Source organism: Sulfitobacter pacificus, from assembly GCF_030159975.1.
In the GTDB taxonomy this organism is placed as follows: domain Bacteria; phylum Pseudomonadota; class Alphaproteobacteria; order Rhodobacterales; family Rhodobacteraceae; genus Sulfitobacter; species Sulfitobacter pacificus.
On sequence record NZ_BSNL01000022.1, the window covers coordinates 1 to 25,966 of the forward strand.

A 25,966-nucleotide genomic window follows, 5' to 3' on the forward strand; every position below is an offset into this window, starting at 1 on the left:
TCGCTCATCATCACCCATCCCATGTCCACTCATCCTCACATCGTTTTGCGAGGAGAGTGACACTTCTGCTTTGCTCGAGAGTGACGTTATCGCTTTGCGCGTACATGATAGATTCGCATAATGAAGTTTATGTCAAATAAAACCTTAGACCTTTGATGCTGCGACTTTATCTCAAGCTGCACATCTTTTGCACATAGACGACAGTTAAGCTCTTTGGAGCTATGGCGAATCTGCCCACTCCTCCAAGGTCTCCTCAACGATCCGCAGCTTCTCCGGAGCTTTCCAGCGGCGCCGACGGCCGCCATCAGTGATGATCTCATAGTCAGACATAAGCACGTGCTTGGGCATATGCCTAAACCTCCATGGTTTTGCCTGAATGTCCGGTGTAGACGGAGGCCTTTTCACCTCAGAAAGACGAATAAAAGATCCCGACGATCAGCCAAAATCAGACCGGTTCGTGAGCCGGCTCGGCCACTTCATCTACCCAAGCCATCAGTGCTTCGGGATCAGATGGCAGCTGGATTGCCAGCCCTTCCGCGAAGGTCTCGAAATCCGGTCGGTTGAGCGCATTGAGACCAACCAGAACGGGAACGTCCATCGCGATCGCCTCGGCGATTACGTTGCGGAACCCTCGTCCCTCGGCCTCGTGTTTGCCGAACTTGTTGACGATCAGGAGGTCCGCCCCGGATGAGAGATCGGCCGCGACCAACCCGACCGCCGTTTCCAGCGCGGCCGGGTCGAGGCGGCACCCCCGCGCCTGCGAGCCAAGGTCTTGGCTGATGCGCAGAACGGCACCATCAGGCAACACTCGCACATCCATGTCGCAGGGGCCGGAATCGGCGCGCTCGCTGTTGATCTGCACAGTGCCGCAACATCTGAGACCGCGGGCCGCGAGGTCGGTTGCGAGCCGTTCAAGAACCAGGTCGGTGCCGCCGCGCCCCGGCGCCATCGTGTAGGCAAGTTTCATATCTGGACTCCTCAGGATTGGCGGAAAGGTTGGAATTCGACCAGCGCACCGGCTGGCAGACATTCGGCATCGGCGGGCAGAAACATCAGCCCGTCGGCTAGAGAGAGCAGCCTTACACGGGCCGAATGCGTGGCATCCTCGAAACCGACGATCTCGCGACCCTCTGCATCAAAACCGGCCAGAGTGACGGGTCGGAGTTCGCAGCGCCCGGGCTTGCGGCGGATTGGGCTTGCGGTCACGACATGGCGCCGGGTTGGGATGGGTCCCTCGCCGCTCAGGGCACGGATCAGCGCCAGTCCGAAGACCTGCCATATGACGAAGGCCGATACCGGGTTGCCGGGCAATCCAAGCCAGTGCGCCTTGCCGATACGCCCGACCGACACCGGCTTGCCCGGTTTGATCGCGACGCCGCTGAACAGGGTTTCGCCTCCGAGCGCCATGACGGCTGGTTTAACATGGTCTTCTTCGCCCACCGAGATACCGCCCGTGGTGATGACAAGATCGGCCTGCGCCGCCATGTCGCCCAATTGACGGACAAGGCCGGCAAGGTTGTCGGCACCATGATCCGAGGCAATGATGTCGACATCCGCAGCTGCAAGGCTTGCCGTCAGCATCGGAGTGTTGACGTCCCAGATCTGGGCGGCCTCGCGCGCGCCTCCGGCGCGGCGTACCTCGTCGCCGGTGACCAGCAGTGCCACGCGCAGCCTGCGCCGAACGCGCAGGATGCCCGCGCCGGCAGCGGCGCAGGCGGCGATCTCCCTTGGGCCGAGCCTGCGGCCCTTGTCCAGAACGGTCGCACCCTTGGCTATGTCGCCGCCCGCGCGGCGGATGTTCAAACCCGGTTCAGGTCGGCGCGACAGATGAATGACGTCCCCGTCACGCTGTACATCCTCCTGCATCACGACAGCGTCCGCGCCACTTGGGATTGGCGCGCCCGTGAAGATCCGGGCCGCAACGGCTCCGGCAACCGGTGTCATCACCGCCTGTCCGGCAGGCACGCGCGCAACGACCGGCAGCACCCAGGGTCCGGCGCCAGTCAGGGACGATGTCGCGATCGCATAGCCATCCATCGCCGCATTATCGAAAGCCGGTGCCATGGATCGGGACCGGACCGCCTGAGCGAGAATGCGGCCAAAGGCGCGGTCGAGCGACACGGCCTCGGTCCGACCGACCGGTGCAGTGTGCGCCGCAATCCGGGCAAGCGCCTCGTCGATGCTGATCAGCGCGTGAAGCATGTCCTGACTGTCACAGCCGCAGCCCGGTGACGCGATGGCTTGATGGACGGTCATTGTACTGCCTCCTGTGTGGATTGGGCGGCCTGAAAGTGCCCGGGCCCAATGCTGCAATCGAGATCTCGCAGGCGCCCGTCCCTGAGCCCGTAGATCAGGCCGTGCACGCGGACATTGGCTCCGCGGCGCCATGCCCTCTGCAGGATCGGCGTTTCGCAGACACGCCGCACGCCCTCGACCACATTGAGTTCGGCCAGCCGGTCACGTTGCGCTTCGAGGTCGGGTTCGCGCCCCAAATCGACCGAGTAAGCGCGGGCCAGGCGCCGGATCGGCTCGAGCCAGTGATCGGCCAGACCATGGGGCAGATCCTCGGTCGCGGCCTTGACCCCGCCGCAGCCATAGTGGCCGCAAACGATGATCTCGCGCACATGCAACGCATCGACCGCGAATTCCAGCGCCGACAGTAGGTTCATGTCCGAGGAATGAACGATGTTGGCGACGTTGCGATGGACGAAGACCTCGCCCGGATCGAGGCCCGCGACCACGTTGGCCGGAACCCGGCTGTCCGAACAGCCGATCCAGAAGAACTCGGGCGCTTGAAGGGCGGCAAGGCGGGTGAAATAGTCGGGTTCCTCGGCGTGACGTTGCTGCGACCAAGCCACGTTGCGCGCCAGAATATCATTCAGCATCGGGCGTCCCCGGAAAATCTGGCAGCCCGCGTCTTGACCGCATGTGTTTCGACAGATGCCGCAGATCGGCCCGGGTCAGCCGGGCGCGGGCAATCGGCAAGAGGATAGCGTTTTCGGCAACGAGGTGGCGGCGCACGTGCCCCGCAAACTTGGTCAACACTGCGCGCTCCTTGGCGGTCAGGTCGCCCCCCCTGTCAAGGCACCCGGCCAGCATCGCACGCACTTCGGGCAGCAGACGCATTGCCTCGTCCTGATCGGCCCTGATCCGGTTGATCGCACCCTCGATTGCATCCTCCTCCGTGCAGCGCCGGGCAAGAAGCGGGAACAGGTCCTCTGCCTCGTCGCGCAGGTGAACATTCAGTTCCTCGTTCAGAAAGCGCAGTACAGTTGTTGTTGCTTGGCGATCAAGAGTGTCTGCTGTTGCCAGCCCGTCGATTACTGCGCAAACCTGACGTTCGCGCAGGTGGTCTTCACTGATGAAATCCAGAGGATTTGCAAGCAGGCTCGGGCTTGTCGGTTTATCACCGCTCCCACGCAGCATTGGCTCTGACGGTTGCATGACACGTCCTTTAGCGTGGTTTAGATCGGCGCAAGACTTGCGCCGGTGATCTGTGCGCTCTGTGCCAGGGTTTCGACGAATTGCCGAGATGCCCTCGCCCAGGCTGCCTTCTCGAGGGCCTGCGCGATCTTGGGTCGGACGCTCACAAACGGCAGAACCTGACCCGGTGCAATGGCGTTCAGGCGAATTATGTGCCAGCCGTGCCGCGAGAGAACGGGTGCGGGACTGATGCCGCCTTCGACCAGGGTGCGCAACGCCGCCTCGAACTCAGGGACAGTGTCGCCCGGGCCAAGCTGGCCCAGATGCCCAGCCGAAGCCTTGGAGCCGCAGTCGCTTTCACGGGCAGCGGCGGCGAACCCTTTGGCGTCGCCATCAAGCCGCGCCAGCAGGGCAACGGCCCGTGCCTCGGCCATGGCGCGTTCGGCGTCGTCGCGCGGATCGCAGGCACACAGGATATGCGAGACATCCCAGAGCGGCGCGGATCGGTAACGGTCGGGGTCCTTTTGCCATTCCGCACGGACCGCGTCCTCGGCAATCGGCTCGATTTCCAGCGCTTCATCCAGAAGGGCACGGATCAGGGCTTCGTCTTCGGTCTCAAAACGGCTTGGCGCCAGTTCCAGCGGGTCGGGCGTCAACCCCCGGCGCTTCGCCTCTTGCAACAGCAGTGCGCGGATGGCCAGCGCCTGCGCCGCCTTGCGCCAGGCGATGCCCGGCTTGTCCTTCGGGCCGGTGTGGTTCTGGGCCTCGGCGGCGATGGCCGCCGAGGGGATGGTTTCATGGTTTACGACGATATCGGGAAACAGGGCCACATTCATCTGGTTCACTCCGCCGGCGTCGTGGCGGTGGGACCGCGCTTGGCTTGCACCTTGTCATAGGCGCGGCGGCGTTCTTCGAGCGGTCGATGCCGCCGCGAACGGACAAGCTGATAGCCTGCCCGCAAGAACAGGTAACGCAGCGGGGCGAAGATGCCCGAAGCGATGTGGACCAGCCTTGTAAACGGGAAGAGCAAAAAGATCGTCAGCCCAAGGAACAGGTGCAGCTTGAAGATCAAGGCGACACCCTCGATGCGCGCCGCGGCACCGGATTGGAAAGTGAATATGCCTTGAGCCCAGGACATGAACTTGGTCATTTCGTGACCATCAAGATGCTGGAGCGAGACGAAGACCGTCCCCAGACCAAGCACAAGCTGCGCCAACAGCAGTGCCAGAATGGCGATGTCGGCAAAACTGGACGTCTTACGGATACGCGGATCGGTCCAGCGGCGATGCATGAGCATCCCACCGCCCACGAGAGCCATCACACCGGCGATACCGCCGGCGATCACGGCCAAAAGCTGCTTTGCCCCGTGGCTGATTCCCATGGCATCGAAGACCGCGATTGGGGTCAACAGACCAACGAGATGCCCGACGAAGATCACCAGGACACCGACATGGAACAGGATTGAACCGATAATCAACTGCTTACGACGCAGCATCTGGCTCGACGAGGTTTTCCACGTGAAGGGGTCACGTTCGTAGCGCACGACCGATCCGATCAGAAGAACGGACAGAGCGATATAAGGATAAATCCCGAAAAGAAAGTTGTGCATGTCTGCCTCCATTATTCGGTCACGGGCCGCGCATCCATTGCGCGGCGGCTTGGGCTGTCCATCAACGCGAGCATGTCGCGGACTTGCGGACAACCGGCGTTTGGATCGGGGCCGAATGTTACCTCGGTTTCCTCCCAGACGGCATCAAGCGCCGCCAGGTCGGTCGGGTCATCGTCCGGCTGGGCCAGCATGTCGGCCACCGCTTCGGCGTCGGCCTGCATGTCGGCGAGCTGGGAAAGAGCGGCGAACGCAGCAGCATATCCGCTGTCGCGCCGGACGAGCCGGGCCGCGAGAGCGTCAAGGATATGCGCCGCGTCCGCCAAAGTTTCCTGCACTTCTGCGAAGGGACGCGTCGACAGGAATTCCAGCAACACCGGCAGGTGATCCGGCAGTTCCGAGGTGGCGGGCTCGAACCCGCCCTCCCGGTAGGTCTCGATCAGGCTGACCATTGCGCCACCCCGGTCACGGCTTTCGCCATGAACATGCTCGAAGAGATTGAGCGACAGCGTCCGCGACCGGTCGAAGAGCATCACATAGCTTTCCTGCAGGTCGTAGAGGTCCGCCTTTGCGAAGCCATCGGCCAACCTGCGCAGCGCCGCCCGCGTGTCGGCGGCGATTCGGGGATCGCCGCCAAGAACGGCGCCGATTTCGGGCATCGCCTCCTGAAGCTCCCGCGAGGGATAGTTCAGGATCAGCGACAGGGCCTTGAGTGTGCGGTCCATCATCAGAAGGTCTCCTGCGGAAGGGCGAATTTCTTTTTCTTGCCGCCGAACAAGGTGGTCTTGCCGGCCTCGCCGGTGGAACAGCCGTTGCCATCGGTAAAGCCGCAGCCGCCGCGGATGTCGGCGCCATGCTCGTTCTGCTCGCGGTGCGCCGTGGGGATCGCGAAGCGGTCCTCGTAATCGGCGATGGCCATGATCTTGTACATGTCCTCGATCACCCGGCCCGACATACCGACACGGGCGGCGATCGCCTCGTCCCGCACGCCATCCACGCTGAGCGCCCGCATGTAGAGCCGCATCGCGGACATGCGTTCCAGCGCGTGAACGATGGGCTCCTCGTCCCCCGCCGTCAGCATGTTGGCGAGGTATTTGACGGGGATGCGCAGAGACCGCACGTCGGGCATCTGGTCGCTCATCGCGATCTGGCCCGCCTGAGCGGCGTTCTGGATCGGCGACAGCGGCGGGATGTACCACACCATCGGCAGCGTCCGGTATTCGGGATGCAGCGGGAAGGCCACCTTCCAGTCCATCGCCATCTTCCAGACCGGGCTGACCTTGGCGGCCTCAATCCAGTCCTCTGGCACACCGTCGCGGCGGGCCGCAGCGATCACTTCAGGGTCGTTCGGATCGAGGAACACATCCAGTTGCGCGCCGTAGAGATCGGTCTCGCGTTCGGCGCTGGCCGCCGCCTCGATCTTGTCGGCGTCATAAAGGATGACACCCAGATAGCGGATACGGCCGACGCAGGTTTCCGAGCAGACCGTGGGCTGGCCGGACTCAATCCGCGGATAGCAGAAGGTGCACTTCTCGGATTTGCCGGTATCCCAGTTGTAATAGACCTTCTTGTAGGGGCAGCCGGTGATACACATCCGCCAGCCGCGGCATTTCTCTTGGTCGATCAGAACGATGCCGTCTTCCTCGCGCTTGTAGATCGCGCCCGAGGGACAGGATGCCGAGCAGGTCGGGTTGAGGCAATGCTCGCACAGACGCGGCAGATACATCATGAAGGTATTTTCATACTCTCCATAAATCTCCTTCTGCACGTCCTCGAAGTTGTAATCCTGCGACCGCTTCGAGAACTCACCGCCCAGAATTTCCTCCCAGTTCGGACCTTTCTCGATCTTCTCCATCCGCTCACCGGTGATCTTGGATCGAGGACGCGCGGTGGGGAAATGGTCCATGTCGGGTGCCGATTTCAGGTGGTCATAGTCGAAATCGAATGGCTCGTAGTAATCGTCGATCTCGGGCATCGACGGATTGGCGAATATGTTCGCCAGAATCCGCCACTTGCTGCCCTGCTTGGGGTGCAATTTGCCGCTGGCCGAGCGCGCCCAGCCCCCGTTCCACCGTTTCTGGTTCTCCCAGTCGGTCGGATAGCCGGTGCCGGGCTTGGTCTCGACGTTGTTGAACCACGCGTATTCAACGCCTTCGCGCGTCGTCCACACGTTCTTGCAGGTGACCGAGCAGGTGTGACACCCGATGCATTTGTCGAGGTTCAGGACCTTGCCGATTTGCGCACGAACTCTCATTCCGCTGCCTCCACGTTTTGGGTTGCGGACCGGCCTGCAGGTTTGTCGAGCCAGTCGATCTTCTTCATTTTCCGCACGATTACGAACTCGTCGCGGTTGCTGCCCACGGTGCCGTAGTAGTTGAAGCCGTAGGACAGCTGCGCGTAGCCGCCGATCATATGCGTGGGTTTCAGGGTCGCCCGGGTGACCGAGTTGTGGATGCCGCCGCGATTGCCGGTCTTTTCCGAACCGGGCGTGTTCACGATCTTTTCCTGCGCGTGGTACATGAACAGCGTGCCCTGCTTGATCCGCTGGGACACCACCACTCGCGCGGTCAGCGCGCCGTTGATGTTGTAGGCCTCGACCCAGTCGTTATCGACGAGCCCCGCCTTCTTCGCGTCCACCTCGGACATCCAGACCACCGGTCCGCCCCTGTTCAGCGTCAGCATCAACAGGTTGTCGGTATAGGTGGAGTGGATGCCCCATTTCTGGTGCGGCGTGATGAAGTTCAGCACCACGTGCGGGCTGCCCTCGGCCGCGTCGTTGTTGACGGCCGCGGTGATGGTCTTGAGATCGACCGGCGGGCGGTAGCTGACGAAGCCCTCGCCGAAGGCGCGCATCCATTCGTGATCCTGGTAGAGCTGCTGGCGGCCCGTCAGGGTGCGCCACGGGATCAACTCGTGGACGTTGGTATAGCCCGCGTTGTAGCAGACCTCCTCGCTCTCGATCCCCGACCAGGTCGGCGACGAGATGATCTTGCGCGGTTGCGCTGCGATATCGCGGAAGCGGATTTTGGTATGGTGCGCACCTTCAGCCAGATGGGCATGATGGCGGCCCGTTGGCTTCTCCAGTTCCTCCCACGCCTTGACGGCTACTTCGCCGTTGGTCTCGGGGGCAAGCATCAGGATCATTTCGGCCGCGTCGATGGCGGTGTCGAGTTTCGGCTGGCCCTTGGAGACACCTTCGTCCAGCACGACTCCGTTCAGTTCGCGCAGATGCTTGACCTCGACCTTGGTGTCCCAGTTGATCCCCTTGCCGCCATTGCCAAGCTTTTCGAGAAGCGGACCCACAGAGGTGAACTTCTTGTAAAGGTTGGGATAATCCCGCTCGACCGCGATATAGTTCGGCGCGGTCTTGCCGGGGATCAGGTCACATTCGCCCTTTTTCCAGTCCCGGACGTGGGCCTGCGCCAACTCTCCCGGGGTATCGTGCAGCAGCGGAAGCTGGACGATGTCTGTCTCCACTCCAAGCACCTCGGGTGCGACCTCGGAGAATTTGTGAGCGATCGACTTGAAAATCTCCCAGTCGGATTTGCTTTCATAGGCCGGATCTACAGCCGCCTGAAGCGGGTGGATGAACGGGTGCATGTCCGAGGTGTTGAGGTCGTCTTTTTCGTACCAACTGGCCGTGGGCAGCACGATGTCGGAATAGACGCAGGTGGTGGACATGCGGAAGTCGATGGTCACCAGCAGGTCGAGCTTGCCCTTCGGCGCCTCGTCATGCCAGACGGCTTCCTTCGGCATTACGCCGCCTTCCTCGCCCAGATCCTTGCCCATCACGCCGTGATCGGTACCTAGGAGGTGCTTTAGGAAATATTCATGCCCCTTGCCGCTGGACCCCAGCAGGTTCGAGCGCCAGACGAACAGGTTGCGTGGCCAGTTTTCGGGTGCATCGGGGTCCTGACAGGACATTTCCAGTTCGCCGGATTTCAGCTGTTCCGCGACGAATTCCTTGATCTCCTTACCCGCCGCCTTGGCCTGTTTCGACACCTCCAGCGGGTTAGTTTTCAGCTGCGGAGCGGAGGGCAGCCAGCCCATGCGCTCGGCTCGGATGTTGTAGTCGATCAGGCTGATGTCCCAATCGCCCTCGGGTGCCGTCGGCGACAGGATTTCGCCCGCGCGCAGGGTCTCGTAGCGCCATTGGTCAGTGTGGGCATACCACGCGCTGGTTGAATTCATGTGCCGCGGCGGACGGTTCCAGTCCAGCGCGAAGGCCAGAGGCTGCCAGCCGGTCTGCGGGCGCAGCTTTTCCTGCCCCACGTAGTGCGACCAGCCGCCACCCTCCTGGCCGATGCAGCCGCACATCACCAGCATGTTGATGATGCCGCGATAGTTCATGTCCATGTGGTACCAGTGGTTCAGACCGGCCCCGAGGATGACCATGGACTTGCCATGGGTCTTTTCGGCGTTGCCCGCAAATTCACGGGCGACGGCGATGATTTTCTCACGCTCGACGCCGGTGATCTTTTCGGCCCAGGCCGGGGTGTAGGGGCTGTCGTCGTTGAAATCCTTGGACACCCAGTCACCGCCAAGACCGCGATCGAGACCGTAATTGGCGCAGAACAGGTCGAACACCGTGGCCACCAGCACTTCCTTGCCGTCGGCCAGTTTGACCTTCCGCGCGGGGATGTTCCGAGTCAGTACCTCAGGGTGATCGCATTTGACGAAGTCGCCCGTGGCCGCACCACCGAAATAGGGGAAGTCGACGCCCACAACTTCATCGTGGTCGCCTTCCATGATCTGGCTCAGGCGCAGCTTGGCCTCTGTCCCTTTTGCCTGTTCTTCGAGATTCCACTTGCCCTCTTCACCCCAGCGGAACCCGATAGATCCGTTGGGCGCCACGATCTTACCCGAAGCTTCGTCATAGGCGACGGTTTTCCAGTCGGGGTTGTTGGCCTCGCCCAGATTGCCCTTGAAATCATCCGCGCGCAGCATCCGGCCGGGTACAAGATGGCCGTCCTTTTCATCCAGCCGCACCAGCATCGGCATGTCGGTGTATTTGCGGGCGTAATCTTCGAAATACTCGGCCTGCCGGTCCAGATGGTATTCGCGCAAAATCACATGGCCCATGGCCATCGCAAGCGCCGCATCGGTGCCCGCCTGCGGGTTCAGCCAGATGTCGCCGAACTTGGCCGCTTCGGAATAGTCGGGGCTCACCACGGCGGATTTGGTGCCGCGATAGCGCACCTCGGTATAGAAATGGGCGTCCGGCGTGCGCGTCTGCGGCACGTTCGACCCCCAGAGCATCAGGAAGCCCGCATTATACCAGTCGGCCGATTCCGGCACGTCGGTCTGTTCGCCCCAAGTCTGGGGAGAAGCGGGGGGCAAGTCGCAGTACCAGTCGTAGAAGGACATGGCGGTGCCGCCCAGAAGCGACAGATAGCGCGAGCCTGCAGCATAGCTGACCATCGACATCGCAGGGATCGGCGAGAAGCCGAACACCCGGTCGGGCCCATAGGTTTTCGCGGTATAGGCGTTGGCGGCGGCGACGATCTCGGTCGCTTCGTCCCAGCTTGCCCGCACGAACCCGCCCTTGCCGCGCGTCTTGGTATAGGAGGCCCGCAGGATCGGATCGTTCTGGATCGCAGCCCAGGCCGCCACAGGTGTCATCGTTTCGCGCATCTTGCGCCAAGCGCGCATTAGACTGCCCCGGATCAGCGGATTCTTCACCCGGTTCGCGGAATAGAGATACCAGCTGTAGGACGCGCCGCGCGCGCAACCCCGCGGCTCGTGGTTGGGCAGCCCCGCCCGGGTGCGTGGATAATCGGTCTGCTGCGTCTCCCAGGTGACGATACCGGACTTCACGTAAATCTTCCACGAACAGGATCCGGTGCAGTTCACGCCGTGGGTCGAGCGCACGATCTTGTCGTGCCGCCAGCGGTTTCTGTAGGTGTCCTCCCAGCCGCGATCCTCGCGGGTGGTCTGACCCCAACCGTCCGAGAATTGCTCCAGTTCCTTGCTCTGGAAGAAGTTCAGTCTGTCGAGCAGATGGCTCATGTCATTTGTCTCCTGTGGCTATCTGGGCGCGCGGAGCCCGCGCACCCGCTGGCGTTATGGGGTCAGCACGGAACCGGTGCGTTCTTGCGGCTGTAGAAAATCCAGGTGATCGCGACGCAGACCACGTAGAACCCTAGGAAGGCCCAGAGCGCGCCGTTGGGAGCACCGGTCATGCCGATCGAAGTGCCGTAGGCCTTGGGGATGAAGAAAGCGCCGTAAGCCGCGATGGCCGAAGTAAACGCGATGATGGCGGCGCTTTCGCGCTCGGACTGCTTGAGGGTCGCGGCTTGGTCCAGCTGCGGCATCAGTCGCGGAATTTCCTGGCGCATGATCGACGGAATCATCTGGAAGGTGGAGGCGTTGCCGACACCGGTCAGGAAGAAAAGCGCCATAAAGCACGCGAAGAAGCCCCAGAAGTTGCCAGCAGGGCTGGCCTCAGAGGGCAGGAACTGAAGCACGCCCCAGACCGCGACGATCATGCCGAGGAAGGTCCAGAAAGTGACGCGACCCCCGCCGAACTTGTCAGAGACCCAGCCCGTCGCAGCGCGGCTCAACGCGCCCACAAGCGGTCCGAGGAAGGCGTATTGCAGCACGTTCACGTCAGGAAACTGCGTTTTCATCAGCAGCGGGAAGCCTGCGGCATAGCCAATGAAGCTGCCGAAGGTGCCGGTGTAGAGGATGCACATGATCCAATTGTGCTTACGCGAGAAGATGATCGACTGTTCCGCAAAGGAGGCCTTGGCATCCGCGATATCATTCATGCCGAACCAGGCCGCGATGGCGGAAAGGGCGATGAAGGGCACCCAGATGAAGCCCGCGTTCTGGATCCACAGTTGGCTCCCATTCGACAGCGTCACCGGTTCGCCCCCGATGGCGCCGAAGACGCCCGCGGTGATGACCATCGGCACGACGAACTGCATGACCGACACGCCGAGATTGCCCAGACCGGCGTTCAACGCCAAGGCGTTGCCCTTGGTCTTCTTGGGGTAGAAATAGGCGATGTTGGCCATTGAGGAGGCGAAGTTGCCGCCGCCGAAGCCGCACATCAGGGCCAGGATCAGGAACATCACGTAAGGCGTTTCGGGGTTCTGCACCGCAAACCCGATACCAAGCGCCGGAAGCAGCAGCGAAGCAGTTGAGATCGCCGTCCATCTGCGGCCGCCGAAGATCGGGATCATGAAGCTGTAGAAAATGCGCAGCGTGGCACCGGACAGGCCCGGCAAGGCGGCCAGCCAGAAAAGTTGGCCCGTCGTATAGTTGAACCCGATCGCCGGAAGCTTGGCGACGACGACCGACCAGACCATCCAGACCGAAAAGGCCAGCAAAAGGTTGGGTATCGAAATCCACAGGTTGCGCGTTGCGATGGCGCGGCCGCGTTCGTTCCAAAAGGTTTCGTCTTCCGGGCGCCAATCCGCGAGCACGGGGCCTCGGTTTGCGGTTTGGGTTGCTGATGATGCCATGGGTAAGTCCTCCGCTGAGGCATGTTTCGGAAAGACCGCGCGCCGTTGTGACGCGCGGTGCGGTATCATTAAGCCGGTTGCGTGCCGTCGCTCTTGCGAGAGATCGCGACCAGACCCTCTTGGAGATCAGCATTTGCCTTTTCGGCCTTGCGACGCAGGGTCTCGATGTTGGCGGCGGCGAAATTGGCGCGTTCCTCATCTTCTTGCTGCGTCGAGAAGCGGACAAAGAAGGCGAGGAACGAGGCGCAGGTCACGACCATCCCGAGGATCAGGAAGGCTTCGGACCAGTCGATCATGTTCTTGAACAGGAAGCCTGCCAGAACCGCACCTGCATTGCCGCCTGCGCCGACCACGCCCGCGACCGCACCCAGTGCTTTTTTGTTGACGAACGGAACGACGGAATAGGTGGCGCCCTCCGCCATCTGGGTGAACAGCGAAAAGACGATTAGCGCCGGCAGGGCCAGAAACAGGACGTGCATCTGGCTGAAGATCATCAGCGCGATGCCTTCGAACAGGATGCAGACGAACAACCAGAAGGCCCGACCCTTCAGACCCCAGAGCGATCCGAAGTTGTCCCCGAACAGCCCACCCAAGGTGCGCGCGAAGATGTTCATCAGGCCGAAGGAGGCGGCTACGAAACCGGCAGCGACGAGGCTCAGATCGAAATAGTCGTAGAAGTAGAGGGCCGCGACGTTGTTAACCGTCAGTTCGATCCCGAAACAGGCACCGTACATGACAAACAGGATCCAGACGCGGGTGTCCTTCAAAGCGTTCAAGTAGTTTCCTGTGACATCCTTTTTCGCCTGCATCCGGTTTTGTGAGCGCAAATCGTCAAAATTGCCGTCTGGTGCATCCTGCGTCAGGAAGTAGTACCCGATGCCCACCAGAAAGATGATCGCCCCGACCACGACCATTGCCAGACGCCAGCCTATCGCTTCGGAGAAGCCGAAGCCCACGACGAACACCGAAAAGAGCAGCGGCATGACGAATTGCGTGACACCACCGCCAAGGTTCCCCCAGCCTGCAGATGTCGCGTTGGCCTGTCCGACCACGTTGGGCGCGAACATCACCGTGGTATGGTATTGAGTGATGACGAAAGACGCGCCGATGGCCCCGATCAGGACCCGGAACAGCAGGAAGCTTTCGAAGTTCCAGCTCAGCCCGATGCCCATGACCGGCAGCGACCCCAGGATCAGCAGCCAGGTGTAGGACTTGCGCGGACCGATGCGGTCACACAGCCACCCGATGAAGAAGCGGGCAAAGACCGTGATCGCGACCGATCCGATGATCGCCCAGCCGATCTGGTTCTTGGTGAGTTGCAGCTCGTCGCGCACCACACTCATCAGCGGTGCGATGCCGAACCAGGCGAAGAAGCACGAGAAAAACGCGAACCACGTCATGTGGAACGTGCGCATCTGCACCATCTTCACGTTGAAGAAATTCGACCACAGTGCTGTGGCCTTGTTCTGTAGCTCCATGTGCTGTCCCTTCCGTTTCTATGTCTGCGCGTGGCCGACCGCGTTGGCTGATGGGACAAGGCGCTTGATCGCGGCCGGACTGGTTGATTCAGATCAAAAATCCGGGAAAGGGTAACGAAATAAATGGCTTACAGAAATATGTCATTCGGTGGGCGGTCGCAGATCAAGGCTGCGGTGGCGAAGGTCAACTGGCGGGTTGACTTTTATCAATTAATTTGATGACAATTGTTAAGCGCACAAAATCAGGGGGGGACGACATGCCCGATTCCGAATACCGGGATATTCGAAAACTCGATCTCTTTGCGCATATGGCGGATGACAATTTCACGTCCTTGATGCGTGGCGCCTACGTGCAGAATTTCCCTGCGCAGATCGAATTGATCACTGAAGGAGAACCGAGCGATTTTCTTCATATCGTCATTTCGGGTTCGGTGGATTTGTTTTCGGCCTGGAATGGGCGGGATACCAGCATGGCGACTGTCCGCCCGATCTCGACCTTCATTCTTGCCGCCACCATCAAGGATGCGCCCTACCTCATGTCGGCCCGCACGCTCGAGAAAAGCAGGATCGCGCTGATCCCAAGTCAGGACGTTCGCGCGATCTTCGACACCGACAGCAACTTTGCCCGTGCGATCGTCACGGAACTGGCGCAGTGCTATCGCTCTGTCATCAAGGCGCAAAAGGATCTGAAACTCAGAACCTCGCTCGAGCGGCTCGCGAACTACTTGCTCAGGCAACAACGGCACGCTGGGGGCCGGGCTGCGTTCGAGCTGAATTTCGAGAAACGGCGTCTGGCCTCTGTGCTGGGCATGACCCCTGAAAATCTCAGCCGTGCCTTCAAGGGTCTACAACCTTACGGCGTTGTCGTGACCGGCACCCGCATCACCATCGAAAATCAGGCGGACCTTGAACGCTTTGCGAAACCAAATCCACTGATTGATGACTTTTCAACCTGAGGAACGGAACAATGACCAAATCCATGCCCGGCGCCGCCGGAGATCTCGCCGAGAAACACCCCGATGTCTGGAAGGCCTATGCTGCCTTGGGCAAGGCAACGGCCGATTGCGGCCCGTTGACAGACCGCGAAAAGCGCCTCGTCAAGCTCGCGCTCGCGATTGGCGCGGGTTCCGAAGGCGCGGTCCATTCCCACACCCGGCGCGCCAGATCGGAGGGGATTGAGGCACAGGCGATCATGCAGGTCGCGATGCTGGCCATCGGCCCGCTTGGCCTACCTCGTGCCGTCGCCGCAAAGACCTGGATCGAAGACATCAAGGATTGACGTTCAGGGAAGCGGGCTGACCCCAAAAAGAAAGGGATGCGCCCATAGCAGCGTCCCGTAAAGCGCAATGCCTGCCGCAACCCGCAGGAGAGTGCCCACCGGCAGGGACGCCGAGAGGAGCGGCGTGGCGGCCACGCGATCAAGCATCCCTTGCCACTCTGGCCCCATCTCGCGGCGCTTGCGCCGGTCGATGAGTCGGCCTCCAAGTAGCGCGAAGGCGGCGAAGGTTCCGAAAAGGATCACATGGGCCAAATCTCCGTTGGGCATGACATGGGCCGCCGCCCAAAGCGCCAACGCCAGAAGCAGTGGATGACGCGACAAGCGAACGATGCCGGGCCCTGCCGGGTCGAACTGGTCGTTGCGCGAACCCCCGAACGAGAAAGGGTTGGGTCGGCCGATGGAGAGCGCAAGGATCAAGCAGACCGGCCCCATGACGATCAGTGGCACATGGACCTGCCATGGCGCCCAGTCCCACAGGGTCACATGCAGTGCGCGACCGGCCGCCCCGATCAACCAGGCCAACACAGCAAGGGATAGGGCGGAATAGGCCAGTGTGAAGCCGGAAGCGCCAAGCCGCGCCTGAAGCCAGGGCCGGAGCGGCGGCCGCAGGGGCAAGGAATGCGACAGGAAGAACATGGCGTAGGCAGCGACGAACTCGAACCAACTCATGGCCACGCCTCAGACCCGCTTGGCTGCGGGCTGGCGCAGCAAGAGAGCACCATAGACAACGGCAAAGCCCCCGAATGCCGCGACCCAGAGCAGGCCTGCCATCACGTGCAGCATAGCAGCGGATTCGGGCCATATACCGCCCGCAACCCGCGCGAATACGGACAGGATAAAAGTCAGATAGACCGCAACCGTGCCCGCCCCCGCCGTCAGGTTCTGACCGGTATGGCCCAGCGTCGCGCGAGTCATCACAGCCAGCGTCATCAAACCGACCGCCCCCGCCATCCAGAAATGCTGCGCGCCCGCCATCCCGAACGCCCCTGGCATCAGGATTTCCGCCGCCAGTGCCAAGGCCCCCAGCGGCAAGAAGGCATAGCCCGCGTGCAACACCGTCACCAGCGGCTCGGCAAAGGTCCGGTGTCCGGCCCAACGGGCCAGTCGCAGGGCGTGCAACAGTCCTGCCAGCGCAAGGGCCAGCCCGGTCAGCGTCCCGAGAGGCAGCGCAACCCACAGCACAAGCGCCACCAGAAGTGCCGCCAGCGCCGCCTTGTCGAAGGACTGCATTGGCGCCATGGGCAGGAAGGCTCTGCGCCGTTTCACCAGCCAGTTGCGGGTGAAGGACGGCACTATGCGGCCGCCGATGAAGGCGATCATCATGATGCCCGCGCCGAGGCCCAACCGCAGGCCGTAGCCATGGGCCGCAAAGTCGCCCTGTGCCACCTCCCAGTGGAAAAGTGCATTGCCGATGATGAAGACCACCAGCATCGCCAGCACGATCAGGTTCCGCCAGTTCTTGCCCGCCAAGATCTCGCGCGCTATCAGCAGCGCAAAGACAACCGGAAACGCGAGATCGACGATGGCAACCAACACGGCAGGCATGATGACCGAGACCGCAACCGCGACCCTCCCTAGCAGCCACAGGCCCGCGAGCATCCCCAGCCGCCAGCCGACGATCGGCAAGCGCCCCGTCCAGTTCGGCACAGCGGTCAGCAAAAACCCCGCGACGACGGCACCCAGATAGCCAAACAGAAATTCATGCGCATGCCATGACACTGGATCGAAGGCGGTGGGCAGCATCAGATGCCCCGACAGTATCGGCATCCAAAGCGCCATCGCCAGCATGGCCCAGACCGCCGCTCCGAAAAAGAAGGGGCGAAACCCGTAGGTCAGGATCGCGGGTCCGGTCCAGGCACGCATCTGCTCTGATGTATTGGTCATCGGTATGCCTTTGAAACCGGTCTTGTTTCCGCGCCGCCATCCTCGGTCAAGATGAGGTCGATCAGGACGCCGGTTTCCTGCGGAACTGCGGCGATAGCATCGTCGTGCATGGCACATCCCTTCGAGGCTGAGTCGTTTGAACGAAACAAATTAGCATTTGATTTACCGATTAAATCACGGTAATACGCATTGTAAATACTAAATCAGGAGCGCGACCATGCGCCTCACGTCCTTCACAGACTACGGGCTTCGCGTTCTGATGCGAATGGCGGGCACACCTGATCGCGCCTTCACGGCCGCTGACCTCGCCGCTGAGTTCCGCGTCTCGCGCAACCATCTGGCCAAGGTGATTTCGGCGCTGGCCGCGGCAGGTCTACTGGACACCCGGCGCGGCGGCGGGGGCGGCGCGATGCTGGCCCGCGCGCCCAAGGACATCCGTTTGGGCGATGTGGTGGCGGTGCTCGAGGCCGATCAGGCGCTGGTGGAGTGCTTTGCGTCCGACACCAACACCTGCACCCTAACCCCGCACTGCCGGTTGAAGGCGCGGCTGGCCCATGCCGAGGCGGCCTTCGTGGCCGATCTCAACCGCAGCACCCTTGCCGATTGCGCCTACCGCCCGGAAAGCGCCTGACCTGTCAGCTGATTTCGGGCCACCAGCGCGATCGCGCCCCAGACGGCGCTGCGCAGGGCCATGGCGTAAACGGTGCGCATTTCGAAGGCTCCACCCTGGACGACATGCAGACCGAAGGCCACAAAGACCAACAGCGTTGCGGCGAAGATCGCCAGCGACAGGGGCCAGGCCCATCGCCGCCCCTGCCACAGGCCAAAGCCCGCGACGACATAGGAGAGCCCGGCGAGCGTGTTGAACCACAGCACAAAGGGTACGACTGCCCCCATGTCGGCTGATCCGAGCAATGTTCGGCCACCAGAGAAAACGGTCAGCACGCCAAAGGCAACCGCAACACCGCCCGCAACGCGGAGCGTCAGACTGGTTCTAGGCATCGCAAGCGCCCTCCTTCGCGCGTAGAAGTTCCATCTGCACGTCAAACAGCCGCAACCCCTCAGGCACGAGCGCAAAGCCCCGCGCGCCGAGCGTCCAGCGGATGGCGACACCCTGCACCAGCGATGTCAGCAGGCTGGCGACATCCTCCGGGCTGACGTCGCGCTTCATGTCGCCCGCTGCCTGCAGATCACGGATCACGGCAACAAGGCGGCTCTGAAACGCGCCCAGAAGCCCCCGGAACACGTCGCGCAGGGCTTGATTGTCGACCTGCAACTCGCGCGAGAACAGGATCGACGGCAGAGCGGGCGTCTCGGATATGGCTGAGAGCTGCACACCGATGAGCGCCCTCAAGCGCGCGTGTGGCCCGGCGGCCCCGGCCTCGGCTGCGGCCCAGGAGCCTTGAAGCCGGTTCGCGATATCCTCGGCCACCGCCAACCAGAGCGCGCCCTTGGTGGGAAAATGTCGGAAGATCGCCGGCTGACTAAGACCGATGGCGCGCGCGACATCCGTGGTGCTGAGCCGGTCGGGTCCGATCTCGTCGGCCAGTCGCAGCACCTCGGCCACGATCTGTGTCTTTCGCTCTTCCGCGCTCTGACGACCGGACATGCATCACCTCTTGTTAGTTATAACTCACTAACATATACTACTGGTGACCGCAACCTTTATCCCGAGTCGCGCGCCCAGACCGAAAGGACCCCCGCCATGCCCGCCACAACCGCCCCGACCGGCTATTCCCGCCTGCAGATCGCGCTGCATGTCGTCGGCGCGCTCTACCACCAGTTCGTGCTGCGCGATGGCACGCTGGCGCGGATGCGCCGGGCGCAAGGCTGATCCCATGAGACTCGCCCCTCTCCTCGCCCTGCCGCCTATCGCGCTCGGCATTGCCGCGGCGGTCTGGATGATATCGTCGGCACCCGGACCGGCCCAGATCGAGGGCAGCGGACCCGCCCTGCCGGTCCGCGTGATGACGGTCGCGGCAGCAGACCTACGCCCGACCGCCACGGCGTGGGGCAACCTGCGGGCGGCCGACACCTGGGTCGCCGTGGCCGAAGTGCAAGGCGAAGTGATCTGGCGCCACTCCAACCTGGAACCCGGCCGCCTGATCCCGGCGGGAACCGAGGTGCTGCGGATCGACCCTGCCGACTACGAGCTCGCGTTGGCGCAGTCGCAGGCCGACCTTGCAGCGCTGGACGCCGAAAGCGCGCAGCTGACCGCCGAGGCGGAAAACACGGGCCGCATCCTCGATCTGGAACGCGCGAGATTGGCGCTGGCCGAGGCCGAACTGGCTCGCACGCGGACCCTGGCCCAACAGGGTACGGCCCCGCAATCGCGCGTCGATGAGGCCGAGCGTGCCACGCTTCTGGCCCGCCGCACGGTCGCGGAACTCGAAAATGCGATGGCTCTTATCCCGTCCCGCGAGGCACGGATCGCGGCACAGGTCGCGCGCAGCGAGGCCGCCATCGACCGCGCGCGCCGCGCGCTCGACCGCACAACCCTGACGACGCCGTTCGGCATGCGTGTGACCGAGGTAAATGCGGAGCTGTTTCAGACCGTCAGCCCCGGTCAGGTGGTGATCCGTGCCGACGGGATCGCAGCGGCCGAAGTCGTGGCCCATCTGCCAATCGACAGCTTTCGCCGCCTGCTGGGAGATGCGCCTGAAGGCATCACCCTTGCCGACATGATGCGCGACCTGCCAGCCACGCAAATCGAGGTGACGCTCAGCCCGCTGTCGGACCCGACCCAAATCTGGACCGCCCGCGTTGTCCGGATCGAAGGCGCGCTGGATGCCCGTGCGCGCACCGTGCCGGTCGTCGTCAGCGTTGACGACCCCTATGAGGGCGCGTACCCGCCCCGGCGCCTGCCGCTGGTGCCCAACATGCAGGTGCAGATTGCCTTTTCGGGCGCTTCTATGTCAGGCCTCATCGCAATCCCCGAAGCGGCACTGCATGGGGGCATGGTGCGTATCGCAAGCGCCGATAACAGGCTGGAGTTGCGGCCCGTCACCGCCGGTTTTGCACAAGACGGCTCGGTCATCATCACCGATGGGCTCGCCCCCGGCGACCGCGTGGTGATCGACGACATCGCCCCGGCCATTCCCGGCATGACCCTGATCCCGGTCGAGGCCGCGCGATGATCCGCTGGTTCACCGGCCACCCGACGGCGGGCAACCTGCTGCTTTTGCTGTTCCTCGCCGCCGGGGCCTTTGCCGCGCCGGGTCTCTTGCGCGAAACCTTCCCGGATTTCCGCGCTGTCGAGGCCGAGATCACCGTGCCCTACCGGGGCGCTGCCGCCGAGGATGTCGAAGGCGCGATCTGCGCGCCGCTGTGGGACGGGGTGCAGGGTGTCGAGGGGCTGGAGACCTTCACCTGCACCGCGCAAACCGGCCGCGCCCGCGCCGTGGCGACCATGGCGCCGGGCAATGACGCGCTGCGTTTCGTGAATTCTCTGCGCACCGAGGTTTCGGCCATCGACAGCTTTCCTGACCGTGCCGATCCTGCGGTGGTGCGCGAGTTGCACCGCTCCGATCCGGTCACCTCGGTGGCTATCTCGGGCGATCTGCCGCTGGGCGAACTGGACCTTTATGCGGACGCCTTGTCGGACCGCCTGATCGCCCTGCCGGGTGTTGCTCGCGTGACGCGCGGGGGCCTCGGCGCCCGGACGCTGTCCATCACCGCGCCGCGCGCGGTGCTCGACAGCCACGGCCTGACACCTGCCACATTGGCCGCCGCCATCGCCGCGCAGAACATCGACCTGCCCGCAGGCACGCTCGAAGGGGCAGGCGCGGACCTGACCCTGCGTTTCACCGCCGAACGCGACACGGCGACGGCGCTGGCCATGATCCCCGTGCTGGTGCTGCCGAATGGCGCGACGCTGACGCTGGACGACGTGGCGGTGATCGAGGAACGCTTCGAGCCGCCGCAAGACCGCGCCTTTGTCGACGGGGTGCCTGCCATCGTGATCGACGTGGCGAAGGCACTTGATGCCGACGCGCTGCGCGTGCTGGACGACGTCGCGGCGCTGGTGGCCGAGGAACGCGCCCGCCTGCCAGAAACGATCACAGTCGAGGTGGTGCAGGACGTGACCTCCATCATCCGCGACCGGCTGGTGATGCTGGTGCAGAACGGCGTGATCGGCCTTGTGCTGGTCGTCGTGGTGATGAGCCTCTTCTTCCGCCCCGGTTTCGCGATCTGGGCCGCGATGGGGCTGCCCGTGGCCTTTGCGGGCGCATTTGTCTGGATGGCGCTGACCGGGCTCAGCCTGAACATGATGACGCTGGTGGCGCTGTTGATGGCGATCGGGATCGTGATGGACGATTCCATCGTGATCGCGGATTCCATCGCGGTGCATGCCGCCAAGGGTGCGACGGTCGAAACCGTGGCTACGGGCGTCGCCGCCGTGGCGCCCGGAGTGATCTCGTCCTTTCTTACGACCCTCGCCGTGTTCCTGCCTTTGGCCTTTCTGGCGGGCGAACTGGGGGCCGTGCTCGAGGTTCTGCCAGTTGTCTTGCTGGCCGCGCTGGCGGCCTCGCTGATCGAGGCCTTCCTCATCCTGCCCCACCATCTGAAAGGCGGGATGAAGGATACCGCCCCATCTCGGTTCCGCCTCCGCTTCGATGCTGGCTTCGACGCTCTGCGCGAGCGCGGTGTGGGCCGTCTGGCCGATGCCGCGATCCGCTGGCGCTGGCTGGTCGCGGGGCTGGCCATCGGGGCCTTGATCCTGACGGTCGGCGCCTTGGGCGGCGGCATGGTCAAGCGCGAGGCGATGCCTGAGATCGACGGCGACGTGCTTGAGGCGCGGCTGATGCTGCCTGCCGGCACCCCGCTTTCGCGCACGACCGAGGCCGTGGCACAGGTCGAAGCGGCGCTCGACCGCGTGAACGCCCGCCTCACCCCGGACCAGCCCGAGGCACAACCGCTGGTTATTCGCCGCATCACCCGTCTGGGCCGTAACCTGTCGGCGGGCGAAACCGGCGCCCATGTCGCCACCGTCGCGGTGGACCTTCTGGGCGCCGAGACGCGTAACAGCACGCTGGACGAGATCGTCACACTCTGGCGCGAAGAAATCGGCGCCCTGCCCGGCGTGAACTCACTGATCCTGACCGAGCCGGGCATCGGCCCGCAAGGCATCGCGGTCGAGTTGCGCCTGACCCACCCCGACCTCGCCTCGCTCGAGGCCGCGGGCCGCGCCACGCTGGCCGAACTCGAGACCTATGCCGGTGTGCGCAACGCGATCCTCGACCTGCGCCCCGGCGCGCCCGAATTGCGGCTGAGCCTGTCGCCGGGGGCCGAGGCGCTGGGGCTGACCGCAACGGATGTGGCAAGCCAACTTCGCGCGGCTTTCCTCGGCACGCAGCTTGCGGAAATCCGGCGCGGTGATCTGGCATGGGATCTTGAGGTGCGGCTGGCCGATGAGGACCGCACCACCCGCGCCGACCTGAGCCTTTTCGAAGTCGCCCTGCCCGGTGGCGACACCGTGCCGCTCTCCAGCATCGCCACCATTGACGAGGCGCGCGGCTGGGGCACGATCACACGCCGCAATGGTCTGCGCACCCTGACCGTTTCGGCCGATGTGGACGGCCGCATCGGCAATGCCGACGCGATTACCGCACGGCTGGCCGAGGGCTTCCTGCCCGATCTGGCAGCCTCCACCCCCGGCCTTGGCTTCGAGATCGGCGGACAGGCCGCGAATTCCGCGGAAACCGTCGCCTCGATCCTGCGCGGGTTCCTCATCGGGCTGGTGGGCATCTACCTCGTGCTCAGCTTCCAGTTCCGCAGCTATGTCGAGCCGTTGATTGTGATGATCACCATCCCGCTGGCATTTCTGGGCGTGATCTGGGGCCATGTCCTGATGGGCTACAACATTTCCATGCCGTCTCTGGTGGGGGCGGCCTCGCTCGCGGGCATCGTGGTGAACAACGCGATCCTCTTGGTCGGCGTCATCAACGCCCGTCGCGCCGAGGGACTGTCCGCCGCGCTGGCCGCAGGCGAGGCTGTGCGGTCGCGGTTCCGCCCGATCTTCGTCTCGGTCTCGACCACAATCATGGGCATGGCGCCGCTGCTGCTGGAGGCCTCGACCCAGGCCCAGACGCTCAAGCCACTGGTGATTTCCGTGGTCTTCGGCCTGCTCGCCGCAACGGTTCTGATCCTGTTGGTGTTGCCCGCGTTCTATGCAGCACTCGAGGACGTTCGACCCCGAAAACAGGGCCATCTTGCCGTTCCAGAAGGTCGCTGACCCCACTCCGCCTCATGAATAGACAAAAAAATTGGAACTGGCGGAGCACTAAGCAAATTGTCGAACGGACAGTCATTCCGCTTCAATTTTCGGGCATTTTTCGTCCGGTCCCAATCTAGACATTTAGCGGCGATCGCGATCCCAAATAGCCTGTAACTGAACACACTTGGCTGGAAATCACGCGACGCACCACGACAGAGTGCGATCTAACAATGAACATTTTGTGCACACGACCTCACTTAAACATTTGAAAGAAAATCAAAATACCACCCATCCATCAGTGGGCGATCCGTCAGACTGTCGCTTTCCACATGCGATACCGCCCCTGCCCTGTCACTTCGCAGATCAAACCGCTTGCCTCCATCCACGCCAGATTGCGCTGAACGGCGGCGCGACTGGCTCCAGTCGTCGCCTCAGCCATTGGGGCGGAGACCAAGGGCCACTGAGAGAAAGTTCTTCGCAAGGCAAGCTGCGTGCGACCAGACAATTGCGCCATGACGTTTTCTGCCCGACCCGTCCACGCTTCAATATCGTCAAGTGTTCGCATCGCCGTCAGAATTGCGCTGTTCATCCCATCCAACCAGCGTGCCAAGCGTTCGGTTGGCAAACCCGAGACACGCAGTCCCCCTGCCCCGCCCATAGCCAGCGGCGCGAAGACGGCGCCGCTTCCGTCGCAGGCCGCGATCCTGGACGCGGTGACGGCGGCTTCGATTTGGTCGCCGTGTTGGCCGAGGCCCGCCAGGCTCCAAAGATGAAAGCCCATGCAAGCCCGCGTGATCGGGTGGAGCTCGGCCGCGGCTGTCATTACGTCCAGCCATCCGCCCGCGCGATCCTCGAAACGCTCTGCGCTGTCTTCGATGTTCTCGGGATCGCGACGATCTAGGAAGGCGGCCAAGTCAGCCTTCGGTCCGGGACCGCCTGTCAGGCGCCGAACAGCCCATCCAATTCTTGCCAGCGCGTTTCGGTCATCCTGTGCACCTGACAGCCGCAATGATACCCAGAGCGCCAGACGATCAGAACTCACCCGATCCCCCGCGAACCAGCTAAGGTCCGCTGCCTCGATAAGAGCGAGGCGATGCCGCCAGCCTTCTGGGCCGCGCAGCAGCCGGTCATCCAGAGCTCCTAAGCGTCCAGCCACCTTTGCCAGTCGCGCAGCGTGAACGCCCTCTGCCTTTGCCCAGTCTTCGATGACAGCCGTGTCGGGCGGTTCTGCCCGTGGCCCGGGAGGCAAATCATCCGGTTCTTCCTCGAGTGGCCCAGGCAGAAACCAGAGATCCTCGTCGTGAGCCTCTTCATCCTCCTCGATTGTGATGAGGGGGTCATCGAAATCATCAGTGAATGCAGACGGTTGAGGCTTCATATGTGCAAAATAATATTCTTTTGCGCATTACCCAAGTGATTTTTTGGCGGCTGCCGACGCTCTTTATATAGTATGCGCGCGCGACTGCCGGTGGAACCTCTCAGATCGCGCTCAGCGCAAGGAAACCAAGGGTTTTGGGACAAGCACGACGAGAGAGCGCCTACTTGCATTCGTTTACAAACGGTCGTTTAGTAGCGATAGATAAAACTGCAAAAGACCTGTTTTGATGCCATTGATAGGCTACGCGCGCGTTTCAACCGAGGATCAAACCCCCCTGCCCCAGTCGCAGGCCCTGAAATCTGCGGGTTGCGCCGAAATCTATGAAGAGCACGCCTCAGGCGGCAATCGCGCGCGGCCGGTGCTTGGGCGTGTGCTCGAACGCATCCAGAGTGGCGATACGCTGGTCGTCGTGCGGATCGACCGGCTTGCGCGGTCTCTGTCGCATCTGCTGGAAGTGATCGAGCGGCTGGAGGCCAGGGGTGCGTTCTTTCGCTCGATCCAGGACCCGATCGACACTGGATCCCCGCAGGGCAAGTTCACGCTGCAGGTCTTGGGCGCTGCGGCCGAGTTCGAGCGCGCCCTGATCCGGGAGCGCACCAAGGCCGGCCTCGCCAGCGCGCGCACAAAGGGCCGCGTGGGCGGAAACCCTGGACTGCGGGCCAAAGACCCTGCCGCTCTTCGCAAGGTGCGGCTAGCGCGACAGGACGGCTACATGGAGCGTCTGAACGAAACGGCACAAGATTGGGTGCCCCATGTGCGCCGGTTGCGCCCCGACTTGGCCTGGGAAGACGTGGTGCGCATCATCAACGGCCCCTTGCCCGAGGCGCGTCGCTGGACCCAAAGCCGTCTCTTGCGGGCTGTGAAGGCCTATGTCCGCGACGGCTTCCTGCCTACCGAGGTGCTGGCCCGCGCCGGGCGCCGCGAAACGGACGATCGCCTGCCCGCCATTATTGCTGGCATCAAGGGCGCAGATCCCGACATCACGCTTCAGGCGATCTGCACCCGACTGGAAGCGATGCGCGAACGCACGCCTCGTGGCCGAACAAGATGGCAGCCGTCTTCGGTGAAAATGCTGTTGGAGCGGGCGGAACGACTTGGCCTCATGCCGTACGAATCGAGCCAAAATCAGATGTAGCTTCTGACCCGAATCCAAAAAATTTCACCGGGAGAAAACTCCGCAGGAGGCAGAAAGTGCCATTAGTTGCTTGGGGTTAGCTGCTAATGTGCCAACT

The 25,966-nt window shown here is 62.9% G+C and carries 23 protein-coding genes; 7 read left to right on the forward strand and 16 right to left on the reverse strand.

Going from position 1 to position 25,966, the window contains the following annotated elements; translation table 11 throughout:
• Window positions 1-445: 445 nt before the first annotated feature.
• The 11 genes from QQL78_RS20630 to QQL78_RS20680 all read right to left on the reverse strand — a co-directional run bounded on the left by QQL78_RS20630 (window position 446) and on the right by QQL78_RS20680 (window position 13,976).
• Window positions 446-967, reverse strand: coding sequence for a DUF2478 domain-containing protein (locus tag QQL78_RS20630; RefSeq protein WP_284376690.1), 522 nt, complete (start codon window positions 965-967; stop codon window positions 446-448).
• An 11-nt stretch (window positions 968-978) separates the two neighbouring features.
• Window positions 979-2,256: a molybdopterin molybdotransferase MoeA gene (locus QQL78_RS20635; RefSeq protein WP_284376691.1), complete on the reverse strand. Its 1,278-nt coding sequence runs from the start codon at window positions 2,254-2,256 to the stop codon at window positions 979-981.
• Window positions 2,253-2,885 carry a carbonic anhydrase gene (locus QQL78_RS20640; RefSeq protein ID WP_284376693.1) on the reverse strand — a complete coding sequence of 211 codons (633 nt, stop codon included), beginning with the start codon at window positions 2,883-2,885 and terminating at the stop codon, window positions 2,253-2,255. Before QQL78_RS20640 ends, QQL78_RS20635 begins: the two co-directional genes overlap by 4 nt.
• On the reverse strand, window positions 2,875-3,444 hold the full coding sequence (locus QQL78_RS20645) for a hemerythrin domain-containing protein (RefSeq protein ID WP_284376694.1): 570 nt from the start codon (window positions 3,442-3,444) through the stop codon (window positions 2,875-2,877). The genes QQL78_RS20640 and QQL78_RS20645 overlap by 11 nt, the downstream gene beginning before the upstream one ends.
• Before the next feature lie 20 nt (window positions 3,445-3,464).
• Complete coding sequence (locus QQL78_RS20650) at window positions 3,465-4,259, reverse strand: peptidylprolyl isomerase (RefSeq protein WP_284376695.1); 795 nt, start codon at window positions 4,257-4,259, stop codon at window positions 3,465-3,467.
• A 5-nt stretch (window positions 4,260-4,264) separates the two neighbouring features.
• Window positions 4,265-5,032 carry a respiratory nitrate reductase subunit gamma gene (gene narI, locus QQL78_RS20655; RefSeq protein WP_284376696.1) on the reverse strand — a complete coding sequence of 256 codons (768 nt, stop codon included), beginning with the start codon at window positions 5,030-5,032 and terminating at the stop codon, window positions 4,265-4,267.
• Window positions 5,033-5,043: 11 nt separating this feature from the next.
• Window positions 5,044-5,754, reverse strand: a complete 711-nt coding sequence (gene narJ / locus QQL78_RS20660; protein WP_284376735.1) for a nitrate reductase molybdenum cofactor assembly chaperone — start codon at window positions 5,752-5,754, stop codon at window positions 5,044-5,046.
• Between the two features lie 2 nt (window positions 5,755-5,756).
• On the reverse strand, window positions 5,757-7,283 hold the full coding sequence (gene narH / locus QQL78_RS20665; protein ID WP_284376697.1) for a nitrate reductase subunit beta: 1,527 nt from the start codon (window positions 7,281-7,283) through the stop codon (window positions 5,757-5,759).
• Entirely contained in the window at window positions 7,280-11,038 is a 3,759-nt protein-coding gene (locus tag QQL78_RS20670; protein ID WP_284376699.1) for a nitrate reductase subunit alpha, read from the reverse strand. Before QQL78_RS20670 ends, narH begins: the two co-directional genes overlap by 4 nt.
• 62 nt (window positions 11,039-11,100) lie before the next feature.
• Window positions 11,101-12,498 (reverse strand): NarK family nitrate/nitrite MFS transporter, encoded by a 1,398-nt coding sequence (locus tag QQL78_RS20675; RefSeq protein WP_284376701.1) that lies wholly within the window; start codon window positions 12,496-12,498, stop codon window positions 11,101-11,103.
• Between the two features lie 68 nt (window positions 12,499-12,566).
• The gene (locus QQL78_RS20680) at window positions 12,567-13,976 is read right to left on the reverse strand and encodes an MFS transporter (RefSeq protein ID WP_284376703.1); all 1,410 of its coding nucleotides are present in this window, start codon (window positions 13,974-13,976) and stop codon (window positions 12,567-12,569) included.
• Window positions 13,977-14,233: 257 nt separating this feature from the next.
• Between QQL78_RS20680 and QQL78_RS20685 the strand changes: the two genes are divergently transcribed.
• Both QQL78_RS20685 and QQL78_RS20690 read left to right on the forward strand, forming a co-directional pair.
• A complete protein-coding gene (locus QQL78_RS20685) occupies window positions 14,234-14,932 on the forward strand; it encodes a helix-turn-helix domain-containing protein (protein WP_284376705.1) in 699 nt (232 codons plus the stop codon).
• Between the two features lie 11 nt (window positions 14,933-14,943).
• Window positions 14,944-15,255, forward strand: a complete 312-nt coding sequence (locus QQL78_RS20690; protein WP_284376707.1) for a carboxymuconolactone decarboxylase family protein — start codon at window positions 14,944-14,946, stop codon at window positions 15,253-15,255.
• 3 nt (window positions 15,256-15,258) lie between these two features.
• Here QQL78_RS20690 and QQL78_RS20695 read toward each other — a convergent pair whose 3' ends face one another.
• The gene (locus tag QQL78_RS20695; protein ID WP_284376709.1) at window positions 15,259-15,924 is read right to left on the reverse strand and encodes an NnrU family protein; all 666 of its coding nucleotides are present in this window, start codon (window positions 15,922-15,924) and stop codon (window positions 15,259-15,261) included.
• Window positions 15,925-15,933: 9 nt separating this feature from the next.
• Entirely contained in the window at window positions 15,934-17,139 is a 1,206-nt protein-coding gene (locus QQL78_RS20700) for an NnrS family protein (protein WP_284376711.1), read from the reverse strand.
• Window positions 17,140-17,356: 217 nt separating this feature from the next.
• On the opposite strand from QQL78_RS20700, the gene QQL78_RS20705 reads away from it, so the two are divergent.
• Entirely contained in the window at window positions 17,357-17,770 is a 414-nt protein-coding gene (locus QQL78_RS20705) for an RrF2 family transcriptional regulator (protein WP_284376713.1), read from the forward strand.
• Here the strand turns inward: QQL78_RS20705 and QQL78_RS20710 are convergent.
• Together QQL78_RS20710 and QQL78_RS20715 are read right to left on the reverse strand one after the other, a co-directional pair.
• Window positions 17,749-18,141: a hypothetical protein gene (locus tag QQL78_RS20710; RefSeq protein ID WP_284376714.1), complete on the reverse strand. Its 393-nt coding sequence runs from the start codon at window positions 18,139-18,141 to the stop codon at window positions 17,749-17,751. The genes QQL78_RS20705 and QQL78_RS20710 overlap by 22 nt on opposite strands.
• Complete coding sequence (locus QQL78_RS20715) at window positions 18,134-18,748, reverse strand: TetR/AcrR family transcriptional regulator (protein ID WP_284376715.1); 615 nt, start codon at window positions 18,746-18,748, stop codon at window positions 18,134-18,136. The genes QQL78_RS20710 and QQL78_RS20715 overlap by 8 nt, the downstream gene beginning before the upstream one ends.
• 96 nt (window positions 18,749-18,844) lie before the next feature.
• On the opposite strand from QQL78_RS20715, the gene QQL78_RS20720 reads away from it, so the two are divergent.
• From QQL78_RS20720 to QQL78_RS20730, 3 genes are read left to right on the forward strand one after another with little or no spacing between them, the layout of a single operon-like run.
• On the forward strand, window positions 18,845-18,973 hold the full coding sequence (locus QQL78_RS20720; RefSeq protein WP_284376718.1) for a hypothetical protein: 129 nt from the start codon (window positions 18,845-18,847) through the stop codon (window positions 18,971-18,973).
• Window positions 18,974-18,977: 4 nt separating this feature from the next.
• On the forward strand, window positions 18,978-20,276 hold the full coding sequence (locus tag QQL78_RS20725; RefSeq protein WP_284376719.1) for an efflux RND transporter periplasmic adaptor subunit: 1,299 nt from the start codon (window positions 18,978-18,980) through the stop codon (window positions 20,274-20,276).
• The gene (locus QQL78_RS20730; RefSeq protein ID WP_284376721.1) at window positions 20,273-23,374 is read left to right on the forward strand and encodes an efflux RND transporter permease subunit; all 3,102 of its coding nucleotides are present in this window, start codon (window positions 20,273-20,275) and stop codon (window positions 23,372-23,374) included. Before QQL78_RS20725 ends, QQL78_RS20730 begins: the two co-directional genes overlap by 4 nt.
• A 292-nt stretch (window positions 23,375-23,666) precedes the next feature.
• Here QQL78_RS20730 and QQL78_RS20735 read toward each other — a convergent pair whose 3' ends face one another.
• On the reverse strand, window positions 23,667-24,734 hold the full coding sequence (locus tag QQL78_RS20735; protein WP_284376722.1) for a hypothetical protein: 1,068 nt from the start codon (window positions 24,732-24,734) through the stop codon (window positions 23,667-23,669).
• A gap of 226 nt (window positions 24,735-24,960) precedes the next feature.
• On the opposite strand from QQL78_RS20735, the gene QQL78_RS20740 reads away from it, so the two are divergent.
• Window positions 24,961-25,869 (forward strand): recombinase family protein, encoded by a 909-nt coding sequence (locus tag QQL78_RS20740; RefSeq protein WP_284376724.1) that lies wholly within the window; start codon window positions 24,961-24,963, stop codon window positions 25,867-25,869.
• Window positions 25,870-25,966 lie beyond the last annotated feature (97 nt).